This is a genomic window from Frondihabitans cladoniiphilus, assembly GCF_039544345.1.
In the GTDB taxonomy this organism is placed as follows: Bacteria; Actinomycetota; Actinomycetes; order Actinomycetales; family Microbacteriaceae; genus Frondihabitans; species Frondihabitans cladoniiphilus.
This window is the reverse complement of the sequence record NZ_BAABLM010000012.1, coordinates 12,713-28,337: the sequence shown is the minus strand read 5'-3', so window position 1 is coordinate 28,337 and position 15,625 is coordinate 12,713. Positions and strand designations below refer to the sequence as shown.

At 68.8% G+C, this 15,625-nt stretch carries 15 protein-coding genes; 6 read left to right on the top strand and 9 right to left on the bottom strand.

The features are described 5' to 3' along the window. Positions 1-17: 17 nt before the first annotated feature. Together ABEA39_RS17795 and ABEA39_RS17790 are read right to left on the bottom strand one after the other, a co-directional pair. Positions 18-947: a VOC family protein gene (locus ABEA39_RS17795; protein WP_345377314.1), complete on the bottom strand. Its 930-nt coding sequence runs from the start codon at positions 945-947 to the stop codon at positions 18-20. A gap of 99 nt (positions 948-1,046) precedes the next feature. Next, positions 1,047-2,633, bottom strand: coding sequence for an FAD-dependent oxidoreductase (locus tag ABEA39_RS17790; protein ID WP_345377313.1), 1,587 nt, complete (start codon positions 2,631-2,633; stop codon positions 1,047-1,049). 221 nt (positions 2,634-2,854) lie between these two features. Between ABEA39_RS17790 and ABEA39_RS17785 the strand changes: the two genes are divergently transcribed. Beyond that, positions 2,855-4,081, top strand: coding sequence for an FAD-dependent monooxygenase (locus ABEA39_RS17785; RefSeq protein ID WP_345377312.1), 1,227 nt, complete (start codon positions 2,855-2,857; stop codon positions 4,079-4,081). A gap of 4 nt (positions 4,082-4,085) precedes the next feature. On the opposite strand, the gene ABEA39_RS17780 is transcribed toward ABEA39_RS17785, so the two are convergent. Next, positions 4,086-5,042 (bottom strand): VOC family protein, encoded by a 957-nt coding sequence (locus ABEA39_RS17780; protein WP_345377311.1) that lies wholly within the window; start codon positions 5,040-5,042, stop codon positions 4,086-4,088. Positions 5,043-5,121: 79 nt separating this feature from the next. Here ABEA39_RS17780 and ABEA39_RS17775 point away from each other — a divergent pair, with 79 nt between their 5' ends. The 5 genes from ABEA39_RS17775 (at position 5,122) to ABEA39_RS17755 (ending at position 10,589) form a co-directional block, all read left to right on the top strand. After that, positions 5,122-5,418, top strand: a complete 297-nt coding sequence (locus tag ABEA39_RS17775; protein ID WP_345377310.1) for a YciI family protein — start codon at positions 5,122-5,124, stop codon at positions 5,416-5,418. 204 nt (positions 5,419-5,622) lie between these two features. Then, the gene (locus tag ABEA39_RS17770; protein WP_345377309.1) at positions 5,623-6,924 is read left to right on the top strand and encodes an MFS transporter; all 1,302 of its coding nucleotides are present in this window, start codon (positions 5,623-5,625) and stop codon (positions 6,922-6,924) included. Between the two features lie 55 nt (positions 6,925-6,979). Further along, entirely contained in the window at positions 6,980-7,732 is a 753-nt protein-coding gene (locus ABEA39_RS17765; protein ID WP_345377308.1) for an SDR family NAD(P)-dependent oxidoreductase, read from the top strand. A 47-nt stretch (positions 7,733-7,779) separates the two neighbouring features. Then, positions 7,780-9,186, top strand: coding sequence for an FAD-dependent oxidoreductase (locus ABEA39_RS17760; RefSeq protein ID WP_345377307.1), 1,407 nt, complete (start codon positions 7,780-7,782; stop codon positions 9,184-9,186). Further along, positions 9,183-10,589, top strand: a complete 1,407-nt coding sequence (locus tag ABEA39_RS17755) for an FAD-dependent oxidoreductase (protein WP_345377306.1) — start codon at positions 9,183-9,185, stop codon at positions 10,587-10,589. Before ABEA39_RS17760 ends, ABEA39_RS17755 begins: the two co-directional genes overlap by 4 nt. On the opposite strand, the gene ABEA39_RS17750 is transcribed toward ABEA39_RS17755, so the two are convergent. From ABEA39_RS17750 to ABEA39_RS17725, 6 genes are all read right to left on the bottom strand, one after another. Continuing rightward, entirely contained in the window at positions 10,586-11,404 is an 819-nt protein-coding gene (locus tag ABEA39_RS17750) for an IclR family transcriptional regulator (RefSeq protein WP_345377305.1), read from the bottom strand. The genes ABEA39_RS17755 and ABEA39_RS17750 overlap by 4 nt on opposite strands. A gap of 79 nt (positions 11,405-11,483) precedes the next feature. After that, complete coding sequence (locus ABEA39_RS17745; RefSeq protein ID WP_345377304.1) at positions 11,484-12,305, bottom strand: SDR family NAD(P)-dependent oxidoreductase; 822 nt, start codon at positions 12,303-12,305, stop codon at positions 11,484-11,486. Positions 12,306-12,380: 75 nt separating this feature from the next. Then, positions 12,381-12,875: a MarR family winged helix-turn-helix transcriptional regulator gene (locus ABEA39_RS17740; RefSeq protein ID WP_345377303.1), complete on the bottom strand. Its 495-nt coding sequence runs from the start codon at positions 12,873-12,875 to the stop codon at positions 12,381-12,383. After that, positions 12,866-13,603, bottom strand: a complete 738-nt coding sequence (locus ABEA39_RS17735; RefSeq protein WP_345377302.1) for a maleylpyruvate isomerase family mycothiol-dependent enzyme — start codon at positions 13,601-13,603, stop codon at positions 12,866-12,868. The genes ABEA39_RS17740 and ABEA39_RS17735 overlap by 10 nt, the downstream gene beginning before the upstream one ends. Positions 13,604-13,605: 2 nt before the next feature. Further along, positions 13,606-14,442, bottom strand: a complete 837-nt coding sequence (locus tag ABEA39_RS17730; protein WP_345377301.1) for a fumarylacetoacetate hydrolase family protein — start codon at positions 14,440-14,442, stop codon at positions 13,606-13,608. Continuing rightward, positions 14,439-15,518, bottom strand: a complete 1,080-nt coding sequence (locus ABEA39_RS17725) for a cupin domain-containing protein (RefSeq protein ID WP_345377300.1) — start codon at positions 15,516-15,518, stop codon at positions 14,439-14,441. Before ABEA39_RS17725 ends, ABEA39_RS17730 begins: the two co-directional genes overlap by 4 nt. Between the last annotated feature and the right edge of the window lie 107 nt (positions 15,519-15,625).

Sequence of the window (15,625 nt, the reverse complement as noted above, 5' to 3'; positions counted from 1 at the left end):
ACGGGGATGCCCACCGCTCAGGCGGGGAGGAAGCCCCAGGCGACGCCCTTCGACGTGGCCGGGACGGTCCGGAATCCCCCCTCGCTCGGCACGGTCTCGATGCCCTGCGAACGGAGGTGCCGTTCCGCGGCCGCCGCGTCGACGACGTCGAAGGTCATGCCGACGTACTGGTCGGAGTGAGTGGGGTCGCCGGTCAGCACGTCGACGATGCCGCCCGACCTCGGAGTCGCGAAGCGCAGGGTCGACTTCGCGTAGGAGATGTCGACGAAGTCCGCATCGAGGTCGGCGTCGAAGCCGTCGCCCACGACCCCGCCGTGCAGTACGTCGACGAACAGACGCCGCGCCCGGGCCGGGTCCTCGGTCAGGACGACGTGGCGGGTGCAGCGCACGATGCCCAGCGGGTCGCCGGGCACGACCCGGTCGGGCGTCCACTCGGGATCGAGACGGGGATCGGCGAGGAGCGAGTACTTCGGCCAGTGCCGGCGGCCCATCGTGTAGAACTCGTAGGTCAGCCCGGTGTCGTCCGGCAGGGACCAGATCATCGGGCAGTCGGCGACCAGGTTCGACTCGGGCACGGCGCCGTCGTGGATGATCGTCCCCTCCTGGTCGCGAGTCCGGAAGCCGTTGCTCTCGAGGTCCTGGGACACGTCCTCGATCCCGTCCGTGAACCACGCCATGTCGGAGAGGCCCTCGCCCTTCGGATACACGGCGGCGCGGTCTCCGGGAAGCACCAGGAGCGAGGGGCTGAGCACGTCGAGACTCACGTCACCGAGGACGAAGAAGTACGAGTAGTTGATCGGGTAGGTGGGGTTCAGCAGGCTGATGTCCCACTTCTCCTCCCAGCGCACCGGCTTACGGCCGAAGACTCGACTGAACCAGGCGGACGCCTCCTCGAGGTCGTCGACGATCAGCGTCGGGTGGAACATCATGGGGAAGGGGTTGAACATGGAACTCGCTCCTTTGCGACTCGCCACCACGCTAGGAGACGCGACCGGGCGGGCGTCTCGTCATTCTGTCCTGAGGAAAGGGGCCTCTCCCCGAGCCGGTCAGGACACCGGCCGGCGCGAGGCGACGTTCAGCTCCTCGACGGGCGTGTTCAGGACGGATGCGGTGCTGCCGACGAACCGGAGGTCGGTGCGGACCGGAGCCGTCGCCGCGTTGCGACCCGCGATGCGCCCCGAGACCATGGCCCAGCCGATGTGGAGTCCGTGGTTGAGCAGCTGGAGGCCGCCCTGGCCCGTGGATCCGGCGGCGTAGAGACCGGGGATCGGGGTGCCGTCCTCCGCCGTGACCCGGAGGTCCGTGTCGACCGCCAGGCCGCCGTCGGCCAGCGTGATGTAGGACTGCATCGGGCCGAGGGCGTAGTACGGCCCGGCGCCGATGCCCGTGCCGAACTCCGTCCTGCCGAAGTCGGGATCGTGCCCGGCGGCAGCGTGCTGGCGGAACCGTTCCACCGTCCCCCGCAGCGCCGCGGGATCGATCCCCGCCTTCGTTGCGAGCTCTTCGAGCGTGTCGGCCTTGAAGAACGTGTCGGGCCGGTAGCGCGCGAAGTCCTGCACGTAGGCGTACGCGACGCCCGGAAAGGTCGTCACCGGGTGCGGCCAGGCCGAGAACCGCTGCGCGACCGTCTCGTCGAAGACCATCCAGCCCCGATTGCTGTCGGCGGCCACTCCCCGGGCCAGGAGCTTCTCGGAGTCCTCGTTGGCGACGCGGACCCCCTTCTCGTTCACGCAGATGCCGCCGGCGCGGTACAGGTCGTTGCTCGGCCCGACCCAGCTGGTGAGAGCTCCGCGCAGGAGGACCGCGAGGAGGTTCTTCGGCAGGCGCTCCGACAGGAATCGGACGGCGCGCGAGACGGCCGGGGTCGCCGGCAGGAGCTTGATGGGATCCGGCATCTTGCCGGGAAGGAACCGCAGGCCCTCGTAGAGGCGGTCCATCTGCAGCATCGTCCCGCCGACGTCGTTGCCGAGACGGAAGCCGTCGCCCGTGCTGTTCGGATTAACGGCCTGCACTTTCGCCGCCGCCTCCCCGACGAACGCGGCCTTCATGTCGGTCGCCGCCGAGTAGTCGCCGGAGGCCAGGATGACGGCGCGGCGGCCCAGGTAGTCCTCGCCACCGGCTCGCGCCCCGATCACCTCGCCGTCGGCGTTGCGGAGGAGCCGCTCGACGCGAGCGTCGGTCACCACCCGGACGCCTCGTTTCCGGGCCTCGCGTGACAGGGCCGTGATGTATGCCCCCGAGTTGGGCAGGACGTTGTGCATGCGCGGCTTCTCGAACGGGGGCTCCGGGGTCGGGCCGAGGAACTGCACCCCGATGCTCGACAGCCACTCGAGCGTCGTCCCCGCGTTCTCCGCGAACACCCGTCGGAGGGCCACGTTCTCGCGTGCCTCGTCGTCGCCGTTGGCGGTCTTCATGTCCTCGATGAAGAGTTCGATCGAGTCGTTCACTCCCGCCCGGTACTGATAGGCCGTGTTGGCGGCCGTGAAACTGCCGACGGACCGGCCGGTGCTCCCGCCGACCACCGGGCACTTCTCGAGGACGAGCGATGTCGCCCCGCTGGTCGCTGCCGAGATCGCGGCGCTGAGGCCGGAACCCCCGCCTCCCACCACCAGGACGTCTGTCGTCGTTGTCATGCTGCGAGGCTAGGGACGGCGCCCCGGGAGGCGCGCCGCTTTTCTCGGGGCCAGAATGCGGGGGATGCGCTGTGGGGGTTCTGCGCGGATGGTTTCTACTGGCCAGAATCCCGTCGATTTCGACCCGCGCGTCGGTCGGAATGGAGACCGGAGCCGTGGTGGATGGCATGGTCCCAGTCATCACACGGCCACGGACACGGCTTCGACGAGGAGGCATTCCCATGCACAGCCAGGTCATCATCACGGGCGGCGGTATCGGTGGAATCGGGGCGGCGCTGATGCTCGGCCGCCGCGGGGTGCAGGTGACCCTGCTCGAGCGTGAACCCGAATTGACCGAGGGTGGCTTCGGCCTGCAGCTCGGGCCGAACATCACCCGGATGCTCAAGCAGGAGGGGGTCTTCGACTCCATCGCCGGCGGCATGGTGTTCCCGAAACGGCTCGCCTTCCGGAACGCGACCACCGGGGAGTTCTTGAACTTTCTGGACTGCGACGACATGGAGCGCCGCTACGGGTCGCGCTACGCCGTCATGCACCGGAACGATCTGCTCCAGGCCCTGGCACAAGGAGCGCGTGCGACCGGCAACGTCACGATCCTGAACTCGGAGAAGGTCGTCGACTTCACCGACCACGGGGACCACGTCAGCGTCGCCACGGACACCGGCAAGACCTTCACGGGCGAGGTGCTCCTGGCCGCGGACGGCATCCATTCGCGGGTGCGCCGGCAGTGGGTCGGCGACGCCGTCGTGCCCACCGGGTACGTCGCCTACCGCGGCACCCTGCCCGGCGACCGCGTCTCGGCCGACTTCGACTTCGACGATCTCACCCTGTGGATGGGTCCGGGCCTGCACTTCATCCAATACGGCCTCCGCGACGGCCAGGAACTCAATCAGGTCGCGGTCTTCCGCTCTCCGGGCTACCTCCGCGGCGACGAGGACTGGGGCGGTCCCGACGAGCTCGCCGAGCGATTCGCCGGCACCTTCCCGCCGGTCGAGGAAGGCATGAGGGGACTCAGCATGGTGCGGGGTTGGCCGATGGCCGACCTCGAGCCCCTGGACAGCTACACCCGGGGGCGGATCGCCCTTCTGGGGGATGCCGCCCACGCGACCCTCCAGTATCTGGCGCAGGGCGCGGGACAGTCCCTTCTCGACGGGGCGAGCCTCGCCCGGCATCTCTCGGTGCTGGGGGATGCGCCGTGGAGCCCAGACGCCGTCGCGGAGGCGTGGGCCGGTTACGAGGCCGACCGGGTCGAGCTCGCCAGCCGTGTGCAGCGCACCAGTCGGTTCTGGGGCGAGATGTGGCACGTCGACACGACGGGCGCGATCATCGTTCGCGACCAGCTGTTCCGGATCACCGACCAGTACGACTACAAGATCGTCGACTGGCTCTACGGCCCCGTGGTCGACGAGAGCGCACCGATGCCGCTGCTCGCCGCCACGGCGGAACGCTGAGCCGCTAGCTCTCGTCCGCTTCGGTCGCCGACTTCCGGACGAACCGCCACTCGGCGCCGAAGCCGTGCTCGGGCTGGATCGAGACGACCTCGTCCGAGAGGCGCACGGGGGCCACGCCGACCTCCTCGAGGTGCCGGAACGCCTTGTCCGGGTCGGCGACTTCGAAGGTCACGCCCTGATAGAAGTCGCGGCCGTCGGAGAGTCGTTCCGCCCACGGCGCGGGATCATCGGGCACCGCGAACTCGAGCGTCGTGTCGGCCAGGCGGACGAACGTGCTCTCCGCACCCAGCTCGACGTTCCGGGTGCTGTCGAGGACGACGGCGCCGAGGGCGTCGCGATAGAAGCCGAGCGCCCGGTCGAGGTCGAGGGTCAGGATGGTGTGGTGCGACGTCCGCAGGATCCCGAGGGGGTCGGCCGGGTCCAGCTTCGGCCCGCTCCAGTCGTCGCCGAGGCGAGGGTCGGCGAACTCGGCGTACTTCGGCCAGTGTCGCGGTGACGTCTGCTGGAACTCGTATCGGAAGCCCGTGTCCTCGGGAAGCGTGAAGCCGGTGAGGATGTCGTCCGCGAACGACGAGACGGGCTTGGCGGCGGTCGTGATGAGCTGCCCCTGCTGATCGATGGCGCCGATGCCCCGATCAGCCAACTCGGCGAAGACGTCGACGGCGTCGTCGGTCGACCAACCCAGCCCGATCATCCCCTCGGGGACGCCCTTGTAGCGGGTCTGCCCGGCGAGCTTGCCGGTGGCGTGCAACGTGGGGCAGAGGAACACCCAGTGCTCGTCGGCGATGAAGGCGAAGAACGAGTAGTTCTTCGGGTATTCCGGGTCGAGGAGGTCGAGATCGAGCGTCTCCTCCCACCGCAGGGGGCGGCGGCCGAAGACGTCGCGGAACCACCCCCGCGCGGCTTCGAGATCGTCGACCGCGATCGTGGGGTGGTACAGCATCGTGATTGTGAACGGCACAGCTCTTCCTTTCGTGGTGGGTTTTTCTGTCTGAGAGAACAGGCGCTCGGCACCGCGTCGCCCCGGTCAGGATCGGAGCATGACCATCTACACCGTGACCTACACCTACGACGAGAACCGAGCCGACGATCGGGCCGGGCTGCTCCCGGAGCACCGGGCGTGGCTGACCGGAAAGAAGGACGACGGGGCCCTGATCGAGGCGGGTGTCTACACGGACTCGGCAATGGCTCTCCTCCTCTTCCGTTTCGACTCGATCCTGACCGCGGAACGAGAGCTCGACGCCGACCCCTTCGCAGTGGCCGGACTCATCACGAGCCGGGTGCTCCATGCCTGGAAGCCGGGCTGGGGCCCTGTCGCGGCACTGGCCGAGGCCTGAGCGCTCTCCGTCATGATGACGAGATCCGGGCGTCGGCCGGCACATCTTTCTTGCGAGCAGAAGACCGCCACGGCCGAGCCCGGATCCTTTCTGGCAGCGAGAAACTTCGCCTGAGGCTCGGGGCCCCTTCAATACGGTGAGGACGAGTCGGAGGGCCCGCCTTCGACCCTGGATACCGGACAACGAAGTTACGGAGACCACATCATGTCGACCACCGAAGCCCCCGAAATCAGCTTGGCCACCGACACACCGTCGATCAATCGATGGTGGATCGTCGTGGCCGGCTTCATCTCCCTCATCGTGGGCGTCAACACGGTGAGCGTTCTCTGGAACGTGCTCACCCCGTCGTTCAAGACGGCCTTCGGTTGGAGCAACCTCGAGATCTCGAACGGCCTCTCGATCTTCATCGTCTTCGACGGCATCAGCATCTTCACGATGGGGTTCCTCGTGGACAAGTTCGGAGTCCGGCGGGTCGCACCGCCCCTCGCTGCCGTCTTCGGTCTCGGGATCGCCGCGCTGTCGATCGTGCCCGACAATCTGGCCGTCTTCTACGTCATCTGCATCATCATCGGCTGTGGCTGCGGACCGGCCACCCAGGCGGCCTACTCCATCGTCATCCGCGCCTGGTTCGGGCGGCGGCGGGGCCTCGCGCTCGGAATCCTCAACGTCGGCCTCGGACTCTGCACGACGATCATGCCGCTCATCGCCGGAGCACTGCTCACCGCGGTGGGCTGGCGCGGCACGGTCGGCATCGTGGGCCTCATCAGCGCCGTGGTCCTCGTGACCGGGTACCTGCTGGTCGCCCGGATGCCGAAGCAGTACGAGGTCGAGCGGCTCCGCGCGGCCAAAGAGGGCCGGACGCCGGGCATTCCGTTCCGCACGATCGTCAAGACGTCTCCGAGGGCCTTCTGGATCGTCTGCATCTCGGTCTTCCTCCTCTCCGCCGGAACGGCCGGCGTGCTCGGCCAGATCGTGCCGATCGCAACGGGCCAGGGTGCCACGCTCAAGACGGGCCTCGCGCTCCTGTCCGTCTCCGGTCTCAGCTCGATCGCGTCGCGCTTCGTCGTCGGCTACTTCCTCGACCGCGTCTTCGCCCCCGTCGTGGCGGCCATCGTCTTCGTCCTCTGCGGCGTCGGTCTGGCGCTCATGATCACGACCCACGCCACCCCGATCCTGTTCCTGGGCGCGATCCTGATCGGCCTCGGACCGGGCTCGGAGAGCGACGTCATCGCCTACATCATCAGTCGCTACGTCCCCGAGCACTCCTACGGCCGCATCTACGGGTTCGCGATGTTCCTCTACGCACAGGGCACGGCCCTCGGCATCTTCATGCTCGGCTACTCGATCACGAAGACGGGATCGGCCTTGACAGCGGCCTGGGCGATCGTCGCGATGGCGATCGTGTCGGCCATCGTCATCCTCTTCCAGGGGCCCTACAAGTACAAGGTCGACGGCACGGCCAACCCTGTCGGCCAGCGGCAGAAGATCTGGGCGCCGACCAACTGACACCCGTCACCCGCAACCGACACCAGCCACCACAGATCGAACGGATCGCACTCCCATGGCACGAACTGCACTCGTCACCGGCGCCGCCGGCGGCATCGGCCTCGCCATCACCCGGGCGCTCCTCGACGAGGGCTACGAGGTCGTCCTCGTGGACGCCTCGCCGAGAGTCGCCGAGCTGGCAGCCGAACTGGCCGGCTCGGGGCTCCCCGCCACCGCCCTCCAGCTCGATCTCGGGGACATCCCCGCCGTCGAGGCCGCTGCCGCCGCTCTGCTCGCCGAACACGGCGTCGTCGACACCCTCGTCAACAACGCGGGAATCCACATCCATGGCCCGAAGGACGAACTCCAGACGATGGACATCATCGATCTCGAGAACTGGGAGAGCACGTTCCGCGTCAATCTGACAGCCCCGTTCGTGCTCTCCCGCGCTCTCCTTCCCGCCATGAAGGCGCAGGGCTGGGGGCGCGTGGTGAACATCGCCTCGCGAGCCGGGCGAACCTGGATCCCCGGCGGCTCGGCGAGCTACAGCGCGAGCAAGGCGGGGATCATCGGGTTGACCCGGACGATCGCGGGGGAGTACGCCGCGTTCGGAGTGACCGCGAACGTGGTCTCGCCCGGCCCCATCGAGAGCCCTCTGATGCGGAGACAGTCCGACGAGGTCATCGCCGCCGGTCTCAGCGGGATCCCGCGCGGCGTGGTGGGGCAGCCGGAGGACATCGCCGGAGCGGTCCGCTATCTCGCCTCCGAGGGGGCGGCCAACGTCGTCGGCGCCGTGATCGACGTGAACGGCGGCGGCTTCATGCCGTGACGAACGCGGCGTCCCCCTCCCGTCCGACCCCTCCGATGGAAAGTCCCATGACCCCTTCGATCCCCCGTCCGTCCGCGTCCCCCTTCGACGTCGTCGTCCTCGGCGCCGGCCTGGCCGGCCTCACCGCGGCCTGGTCGGCGGCTCGACGGGACGCCCGTGTCCTGGTGCTCGAGAAGGCCGATCGGCCCGGCGGCTCGTCCGCCCTGTCGGCGGGCATGTTCTGGACCGCCCCCACGCTCGAGGCCTTCGAGAAGAGGATCCCCCTGGGCGACAGGGTCCTGGGCGGCCGCCTCGTTGGCGACTACCCCGGCGCCGTCGAGGAACTGCGCGCGAGCGGGGTGCAGGTGAACGCGGATCCTCAGTTCGGGATCATGACCTACGGCATCGGCTATTCGTTCGACGTCCGCGGCCTCCTCGCTCGGCAGACGGAGCGTCTGGACGAGCTCGGCGTCGAGGTGCGGACCGGGACGACGATCGCGACGGCCTCGCGGGACGACGACGGGCTCTTCCGACTCGAGCTCTTAGGAGAGGACGGCTCGACGGTCCGCTCGAGGTCGTTGATCCTGGCCTCCGGCGGCTTCCAGGGATCGTCGGTGAAGCTCGCGGAGCACATGAGGGCGAACGCGGGACGCCTGGTGCACCGATCGAATCCGGTCAGCGCCGGCGCGGGCCTCGATCTGGCGGAGGCGCTCGGGGCGACCACGGCGGGCGACCTCGGCACCTTCTACGGCCACCTCCTGCCGTCGCCCCTGGCCTCCTTCGAGCCGGCGAACTTCCTCCCGTACTCGCAGTACTACTCGGAGAAGACGATCCTGGTGAACGCGGACGGCAAGCGGTTCGCCGACGAGACCCTGGGCGACGAGCTTCTCAACCAACTGCTCGCCCGACAGCCCGGCGCTCGCGGTGCTCTCGTGTTCGACGACGAGGTGCGGCGGAACGATGCGACAGCGGAGCCGTTCCCGAACCTCGGCGTGCTCGACCGCTACCAGGCCGGCGTCGACGCGGGTGCCGCGCACGTCGAGGCTCAGACCCTCGACGACCTCGCTTCGCGGATCGGCGCGCTCGGCATCGCCGCCGACGCCTTCCGCCGGACCGTCGCCGACTACACGGCAGCGGTGGGAAGCAGCGACGACTCGGCCGGGGGAGTGGCGGTCTCGCCGCAGGCGCGCATCCCCCGGACCCCGCCCTTCTACGCGATCGCGGTGCAGCCGTCGATCACGTTCACACTCGGCGGCATCAGAATCGACGAGAACGCGAGAGCGCTGGATGCCGCAGGTCAGGCGATCCCCGGCCTCTTCGCCGCCGGTGCCGACATCGGCGGCCTGTCGAACTTCGGCTACGCGGGCGGCCTCGCCCCGGCCTACATCACGGGACGATGGGCGGGGGATGCCGCCGCGGCACATCTCGATCCGGTCACGACTTCACGAACAGCAGCACGAGAGGAAAGAGCATGAGCGACGAGAAGCAGTACGACGTGGTGGTCCTGGGGGCCGGGATCGCCGGCCTGACGGCCGCCGTCCGATCCCAGGAGAACGGCCTCTCGGTCGCCCTGGTCGAGAAGACGCCCGCGATCGGCGGGAGCAGCGCCATGAGCGGTGGCTACATGGCCTTCTCCGGCACGGAGGAGCAGGCGGCCCACGGCGTCGTCGACTCGGAGGACCTCTTCCTCGCCGACATGCAGGTCGTGGGGCAGCACATGAGCGACGAGAAGCTGCTCCGGGCCTACCTCGACAGTCAGACCGACACCTACCGGTGGCTGAAGGCCAAGGGCTTCGGATTCCGGGTCCTCGAGCGCAGCGCCGGGCAGACCGTGGCGCGCAGCCACCTCTCGCAGATCAAGGACATCGTGCGGAGCCTGGCGGACGAGTTCGTCGCCGGTGGCGGAGACCTCCTCCTCGACCACCGTGCCGTGGAGCTCGTGCGGGAGGCGGGCTCCGGCGGCGGAGGCCCACGGGTCACCGGCGTCATCGTGCGGGGCGACGACGGAGTCAGGACGCTCTCGGCCCGCGCAGGCGTCGTGCTCGCCACCGGCGGCTTCAGCCGGTCGGAGGATCTCCTCCGCACGTTCGCTCCCGAGCAGCTCGCGGCCATCCCGTACGGCGGTCTCGGCAACACCGGCGACGGCCTCAAGATGGCGTGGAAGCTCGGTGCCGGCCTCGCCGACATGTCCTACGTCTCGGCGACCTACGGCTCTCACCCGGAGACGACCATGGAGTTCCACGAGCTCCTGACCGCGTACTACTGGGGGGCGATCATCGTGAACACCGGCGGCGAGCGGTTCGTGGACGAGTCGCAGTCGTACAAGCTGCTCGGCATGGCGGTGCTCACCCAGGACCAGGGGCTCGGGTTCCAGGTGTTCGACTCGAAGGTCCGAGCCAAGTCCGAGCCCGGAGTGCCGCTGGCCGACATCGACATGCTCGAAGACATCGGCCACGTGTTCTCGGCATCGACCCTGCCCGAGCTGGCCGAGAAGGCCGGTATCGACCCGGTCGGGCTCCGCGCCACCGTCGACCGGTACAACGCGGCCATCGCGGCTCACGGCCCGGACGAGCAGGGGCGGACCGGCATCAACTCGGGCGTCGGCGACCTGCTGCCCATCGACGCGCCGCCCTACTACGCGTACCCGGCCAAGGCGCTGATGACGACGACGTACTGCGGCGTCACGGTGACACCCCGATCGGAGGTGGTCGACATCGACGGCGACGTCATCGCCGGTCTCTACGCGATCGGCGAGGTGACCGGGGGATTCCACGGGGCCGCCTACATGACCGGCACCTCGCTCGGGAAGGGCGCCGTCTTCGGATCCATCGTCGCCGACGTCCTCGCCGCGACCGTCGCGGTCGACGCGAACAGCTAGTTGCCGACCAGGCCCGTCGGCCCGAGCTGACGGGCCAGGTCGACCTCCATGTCGGCGCGGGCGCCCCGGGCCAATTCCAGGACGCGGGGATGCAGCAGGTGGTCGCGTCGTACCGTCGGCGCCGAGATCGTGAAGGCGGCGAGGGCGCTGCCCGTGGCGTCGTGCAGGGCGAAGCCGATGGCGGACACCCCGGTCTCGGTCTCCTGGTCGTTGCGACCGAAGCCGTCCCGACCGATCTGATCGAGCTCCCGCAGGAGGATGGCGAACTCGACCTCGGAAAGGGTCTCGCCCGCCAGTTCGGCGGCCGGGCTGCGGTACAGGCGCTCGAGGGCGGATCGCCCGAGCTCGGCGAGCAGCGCCTTGCCGCCGGAGGCGCGGTTCGCATCCAGGACGCTGCCCGTGCGGTTGCCGATGCGGAGCAGGGCGGTCGACTCCACCGTCTCGAGGAAGCGGACCTTCGCTCCGACGCGGAACATGAGGTTCACGGTCTCGTCGACCCGGTCGGAGAGCAGTTCCATGTGCGGCCGGCAGGCGTTCCGGACGAGCCGGGTCCACGGCATGAGTGCCGGTGCTGCTCCGAGAGCCGGGCCGGGAGCGTAGGCGTGCGAGTCGTCCTTGATCGCGAATCCGCGGTAGACGAGCATCGCGAGCAGGCGATGCACCGTCGATGCCGCGACGTCCAGTTCGACGGCCGCATCGGAGACGCGCACCTGTCCGACGTCGCGGAGCATCTGGATGAGTCGCAGAGCGTGGTCCACCGACGTGATGGCGTACGACGGCTTCTTGATCAGTTCCTTGCCGTGAGAGGTCGTCATCGACTTCGTCACCTTTCGATCGATGTCTCGAGTCTGACGCGCTTCGCGGCCGGAGTCACTCGCGTCGGCCACCGGTCGATCAATTCGGTGTGAGCACCGCTCCTCCGCAGACCGAGAGGCACTGCCCGGAGATGTAGCCCGCCATGTCACTGGCCAGGAACTCGACGGCCTTGGCGATGTCGTCCGGCTGGGCGAACCGGCGCAGCGGGATCGCGTCGATCTCGTCCTGCGTGCCCACACCGCGATCGCCGGCGGTGGAGGCGATCCGGGAGGTCAACGTGACTCCCGGGGAGACGCAGTTCGCGCGGATCCCGTCGGGCCCCAGCTCTGCCGCCAACGCGCGCATGAAATAGAGGACGGCGATCTTCGAGGCGCCGTAGTTGGCGAGCAGGCCCTGCTTGTAGGTCGTGATGGCGCTCTGCCCCGTGGCACTCACGATCGATCCGCCGCCGGTCGTCTTCATGACCCGGGCCACGGCCTGCGACATGAACACCACGGTGTTGAGGTTGACGGCGAAGACACGGTCGATGTCTTCGATCGGCACGACGCTCGGCTTGCTGCGGTCGGCGGGGGTGATCATGCCGCCGGCCATGTTGACGAGGATGTCGATCCGGCCGAAATCGCGGGCGATTGCGTCCACCGTCGCGTCGACCGCGGCCTGGTCGGTGAGGTCGGCCTGGTAGCCGGCGCTGCGGCGACCCATCGCCTCGATCTCGGCCGGGACGGATTCTGCTCCGAGGGATTCGCCGAACTCCTTGGCTGCCTCGAGATCGCGATCGACGATCACGACGTCGGCGCCCGCGCGTGCCAGGCGGAGAGCGCAGGCCCGTCCGATCCCTCGAGCGGCACCCGTCACGACGGCGACCCTGCCGGTCAGATCGTAGGGATTGTCGGTGGTCATGTGGCCCCTCCTTCTGCGGGAGACGGCATCGTCGCCAGCCTCACCGTCGTCGTCGACGTCCGCGCCTTCATTCTGTCAACGCCGCAAGCCCACACCTGTCGAATTCTGTCCTGCGGAATCGCGCGCTGCCTCGGATCCGTTCCCAGCGGCCTCGGGGTCGGCGACCCGCAGCAGGGAACGACGGAAGGCGGTCAGTTCCTCGGGCCCCAGGTCGGCGGTGAGGAGTCCGTCCATGCGTTCGACGAGGGGGAGGAGGTGCGCCGTCTCGGCCCGACCGAGCTCGGTGAGGCGGAGGACGTTGCGTCGACGATCGCTCTCGTGCCGGTCGCGACTGAGCAGGCGGCGGCGCTCGAGCCGGAGGACGATGTCGGCGATGGTCGAGCGGTCGAGATCCAGGCGATCGCCGAGTTCCCGCTGGCTCAGGCCGGGGTCCAGGAGCAGCGCGTCGAGGACCCCGAACTGGACGCTGGTGGTCTCGGTGGACACCTCGGCGAGCCACAGAGCCGCGTGTGCCTGCTGCGCACGGCGGACCAGGAGACCCGTGTACTCGGTGCGACGCGTCAGAACCACCGCGGTGCGACGGGGACCGGCGAGCCGTCGGCCGTCACGACGCCCACCCAGGGGCGACCGCTGGCCCAGGCCGCGAGCTGAGCGGCGCGGCCGCGGAGGACGACGGGGCCGTCGCCGGAGGTCGCCTCGCGGTCGATCGGATCGAGTCGGAATGCGGGCAGCCCCTCGCCCTCGCGCCGACGCCCCCAGGCCGCGAGCACATCGGCGATGACCGCATCGACGAACTCCGCGGGGAAGTCGTCGAACGAGGCGCCGTTGGCCAGGTCGACCGCATGGATCCAGACCTCGCGGGTGCGCATCCAGACCGTCTCGGAAGCCGGTACCGTTCGGCCCTGCGCCGTCCGGACGAGGTTCGACCACTGCTCGGGCTCGAGATCGCGCCATTCGACGTTGAGATGGATGGCGGCGTGATCGGAGAGGTTCCGCAGCGCCTGCGTGGGAAGCGTCGCGGCGAAGTCGATCTCCTCGAGGCGCTGGTCGGGGGTGTCGTACATGGGGGTCTCGACGCCGCTCGCAGCCCACTCGGTCAGACGAGTGAGCGCGCGGGCGTTGAGACCGACGTGCGCGATGACGTGCCGTCGATCCCAACCCGACAACGTCGACGCGTCGTCCATCGCGGCATCGCTCAGTTCGTTGAGCTTGCGCGAGAAGTACGACTGCCCGCGTCGTGCGAGCAGCAGTTGCGCCCTCAGGGTCGGATCGGTGGTCTTGTCGGTGCGTGCAGCCATGCTCAGGCCTCCACTCGAACTGCGTTGGTGAGGATGCCCAGACCCTCGATCGACGTCGTGAGGACAGCGCCGTCGGTCAGATATCGCGGCGGTTTGCGCGCATGGCCCACGCCGCCCGGCGTCCCGGTCGCGATGACGTCGCCGGGATTCAAGGTGACGATCTTCGAGATGTACGACACGAGCGCGGCGGGGCCGAACACCAGGTCGTCGGTCGTGGCCGACTGCATGACCTCGCCGTCGACCCTGCTCTGCAGTTCGGTGCCGAGCCGGTAGTCCTCGCGGAGGGTCAGGAACGGGCCGAGAGGCGTCGAATCCTCGAACGTCTTGCCCTGGAACCACTCCGGGGTCCGGTATTGGAAGTCGCGCATCGTCACGTCGTTGATCACGGTGAATCCCGCGATGGCCGACAGGGCCTCCTCCTCCTCGAGTCGACGCGCGGGGGCGCCGATCACGAGCGCGAGCTCGGCCTCCCAGTCGAGCGCCTGGGCCGCGTAGGACGGCAGGACGATGTCGTCGAAGGGCCCGATGAGCGCTTCCGGGTATTTCGCGAAGAGCGTGGGGAACTCCGGCAGCTCTCGGCCCATCTCGCGGATGTGATTGGCGTAGTTCAATCCGACGCAGACGATCTTCGACGGCCTGGTCACGACCGGCGCCCAGTCCTTCGGCGCGACATCGGAAGTGCGCCGGCTCGGACCCTCGGCATCCCGCGCAATGGACGACCACTCCGGCTCCTGCAGCAGTGCTCCGACGTCGTCGAACCCGGCGATCTCGACGACGGAGTCGTCGTCGACGCGAACGGCGGTCGTCGAGAGTCCCGTGCGCAGGGTTCCCAGCTTCACTTGGCGGCTTCCGGGATGTACGTGCGCGAGAAGTTGAGTCGATCCATGATCGGCCCGTCGTTGAAGCGGAACAGGTCGAACTGCGAGTCGGCGTGGATCGACCACGGCACCCAACTCGGCACCACGAAGAGGTCGCCGGTGGTCAGGCGGTGCTCTTCGTCGCCCAGGACGACGGTCCCCGATCCTTCGAAGACCTGCCACACCGACGACCCGACCTCGTGACGCGGAGCGCTGGACGCGCCGGCTCGGAAGCGATGGAACTCGCAGCGGATGGTCGACATCACGTCGCCGCCGGTGGTGGGGTTGGTGAACCGGATCGCCGCGTGCCCCTGCGAGACGGTGGCGGGAAATCCCTCGTCCTCGAGCTTCAACTGCTCGGTCAGAGCCGCGTCGGTGGCCTCCCACCGATAGGCGGACAGGGGCGAGCTCTTCTTGTCGTCGAGCTGGCTGAGCGGGCGCAGGCCCGGGTAGGCCCAGAGGCGCTCCGCACGCGACACGGCCGGCGAGGCCTCGTCCGTCACGCGGTCGGCCCCGAACTCGAAGAAGCCCACGTCCATCTGACTGGAGAACGGGATGTCGAGGCCGTCGATCCACGCCATCGGGTTCGCGGTGTCGTTGTGGTGGCCGTGGAAGTTCCAGCCCGGGGTCAAGAGGAGGTCGCCGCGACGCATGGCCACGGGATCGCCGTTCACCACGGTCCACACCCCCTCGCCCTCGACGACGAAGCGGAAGGCGTTCTGCGAGTGCCGGTGTTCGGGAGCGGTCTCGTAGCCTCCGAGATACTGGATCGCCGCCCAGAGGGTCGGGGTCGCGTAGCCCGTGCCCGGGAGTCCGGGGTTCGTCAGGCCGACGGCCCGGCGCTCGCCGCCTCGGCCGATCGGCACGAGGTCGCCCGAACGCTGCGCGATGTCGAAGAGCGCCTTCCACCGCCAGACGAATGGAATCGCTTGCGGGGTGGGCGTCACCGGCATGAGGTCGTCGCGCTGGGTCCAGAGCGGAGCCATGTTGTTGGCGTCGAAATCCTTGTAGAGCTGCACCAGCTCGGGGCTGTCCGCGGTTCCGTCCATCTGCTTCATGAGTGTCCCTCTCTCGACTGCATCGTCACAGTGCTCAGCACGCCAACGATAGGAAGGGCGACGGTCTCGACGGTGTCTCTTTCTGGTGAGCGGAAAGGGCGACGGCG

Excerpts from the sequence above, each read along its gene's own strand:
- ABEA39_RS17795 (WP_345377314.1), bottom strand. The coding sequence starts at position 947 with ATGTTCAACCCCTTCCCCATGATGTTCCACCCGACGCTGATCGTCGAC.
- ABEA39_RS17790 (WP_345377313.1), bottom strand. The coding sequence starts at position 2,633 with ATGACAACGACGACAGACGTCCTGGTGGTGGGAGGCGGGGGTTCCGGC.
- ABEA39_RS17785 (WP_345377312.1), top strand. The coding sequence starts at position 2,855 with ATGCACAGCCAGGTCATCATCACGGGCGGCGGTATCGGTGGAATCGGG.
- ABEA39_RS17775 (WP_345377310.1), top strand. The coding sequence starts at position 5,122 with ATGACCATCTACACCGTGACCTACACCTACGACGAGAACCGAGCCGAC.
- ABEA39_RS17770 (WP_345377309.1), top strand. The coding sequence starts at position 5,623 with ATGTCGACCACCGAAGCCCCCGAAATCAGCTTGGCCACCGACACACCG.
- ABEA39_RS17765 (WP_345377308.1), top strand. The coding sequence starts at position 6,980 with ATGGCACGAACTGCACTCGTCACCGGCGCCGCCGGCGGCATCGGCCTC.
- ABEA39_RS17760 (WP_345377307.1), top strand. The coding sequence starts at position 7,780 with ATGACCCCTTCGATCCCCCGTCCGTCCGCGTCCCCCTTCGACGTCGTC.
- ABEA39_RS17755 (WP_345377306.1), top strand. The coding sequence starts at position 9,183 with ATGAGCGACGAGAAGCAGTACGACGTGGTGGTCCTGGGGGCCGGGATC.
- ABEA39_RS17750 (WP_345377305.1), bottom strand. The coding sequence starts at position 11,404 with ATGACGACCTCTCACGGCAAGGAACTGATCAAGAAGCCGTCGTACGCC.
- ABEA39_RS17745 (WP_345377304.1), bottom strand. The coding sequence starts at position 12,305 with ATGACCACCGACAATCCCTACGATCTGACCGGCAGGGTCGCCGTCGTG.
- ABEA39_RS17735 (WP_345377302.1), bottom strand. The coding sequence starts at position 13,603 with ATGGCTGCACGCACCGACAAGACCACCGATCCGACCCTGAGGGCGCAA.
- ABEA39_RS17725 (WP_345377300.1), bottom strand. The coding sequence starts at position 15,518 with ATGAAGCAGATGGACGGAACCGCGGACAGCCCCGAGCTGGTGCAGCTC.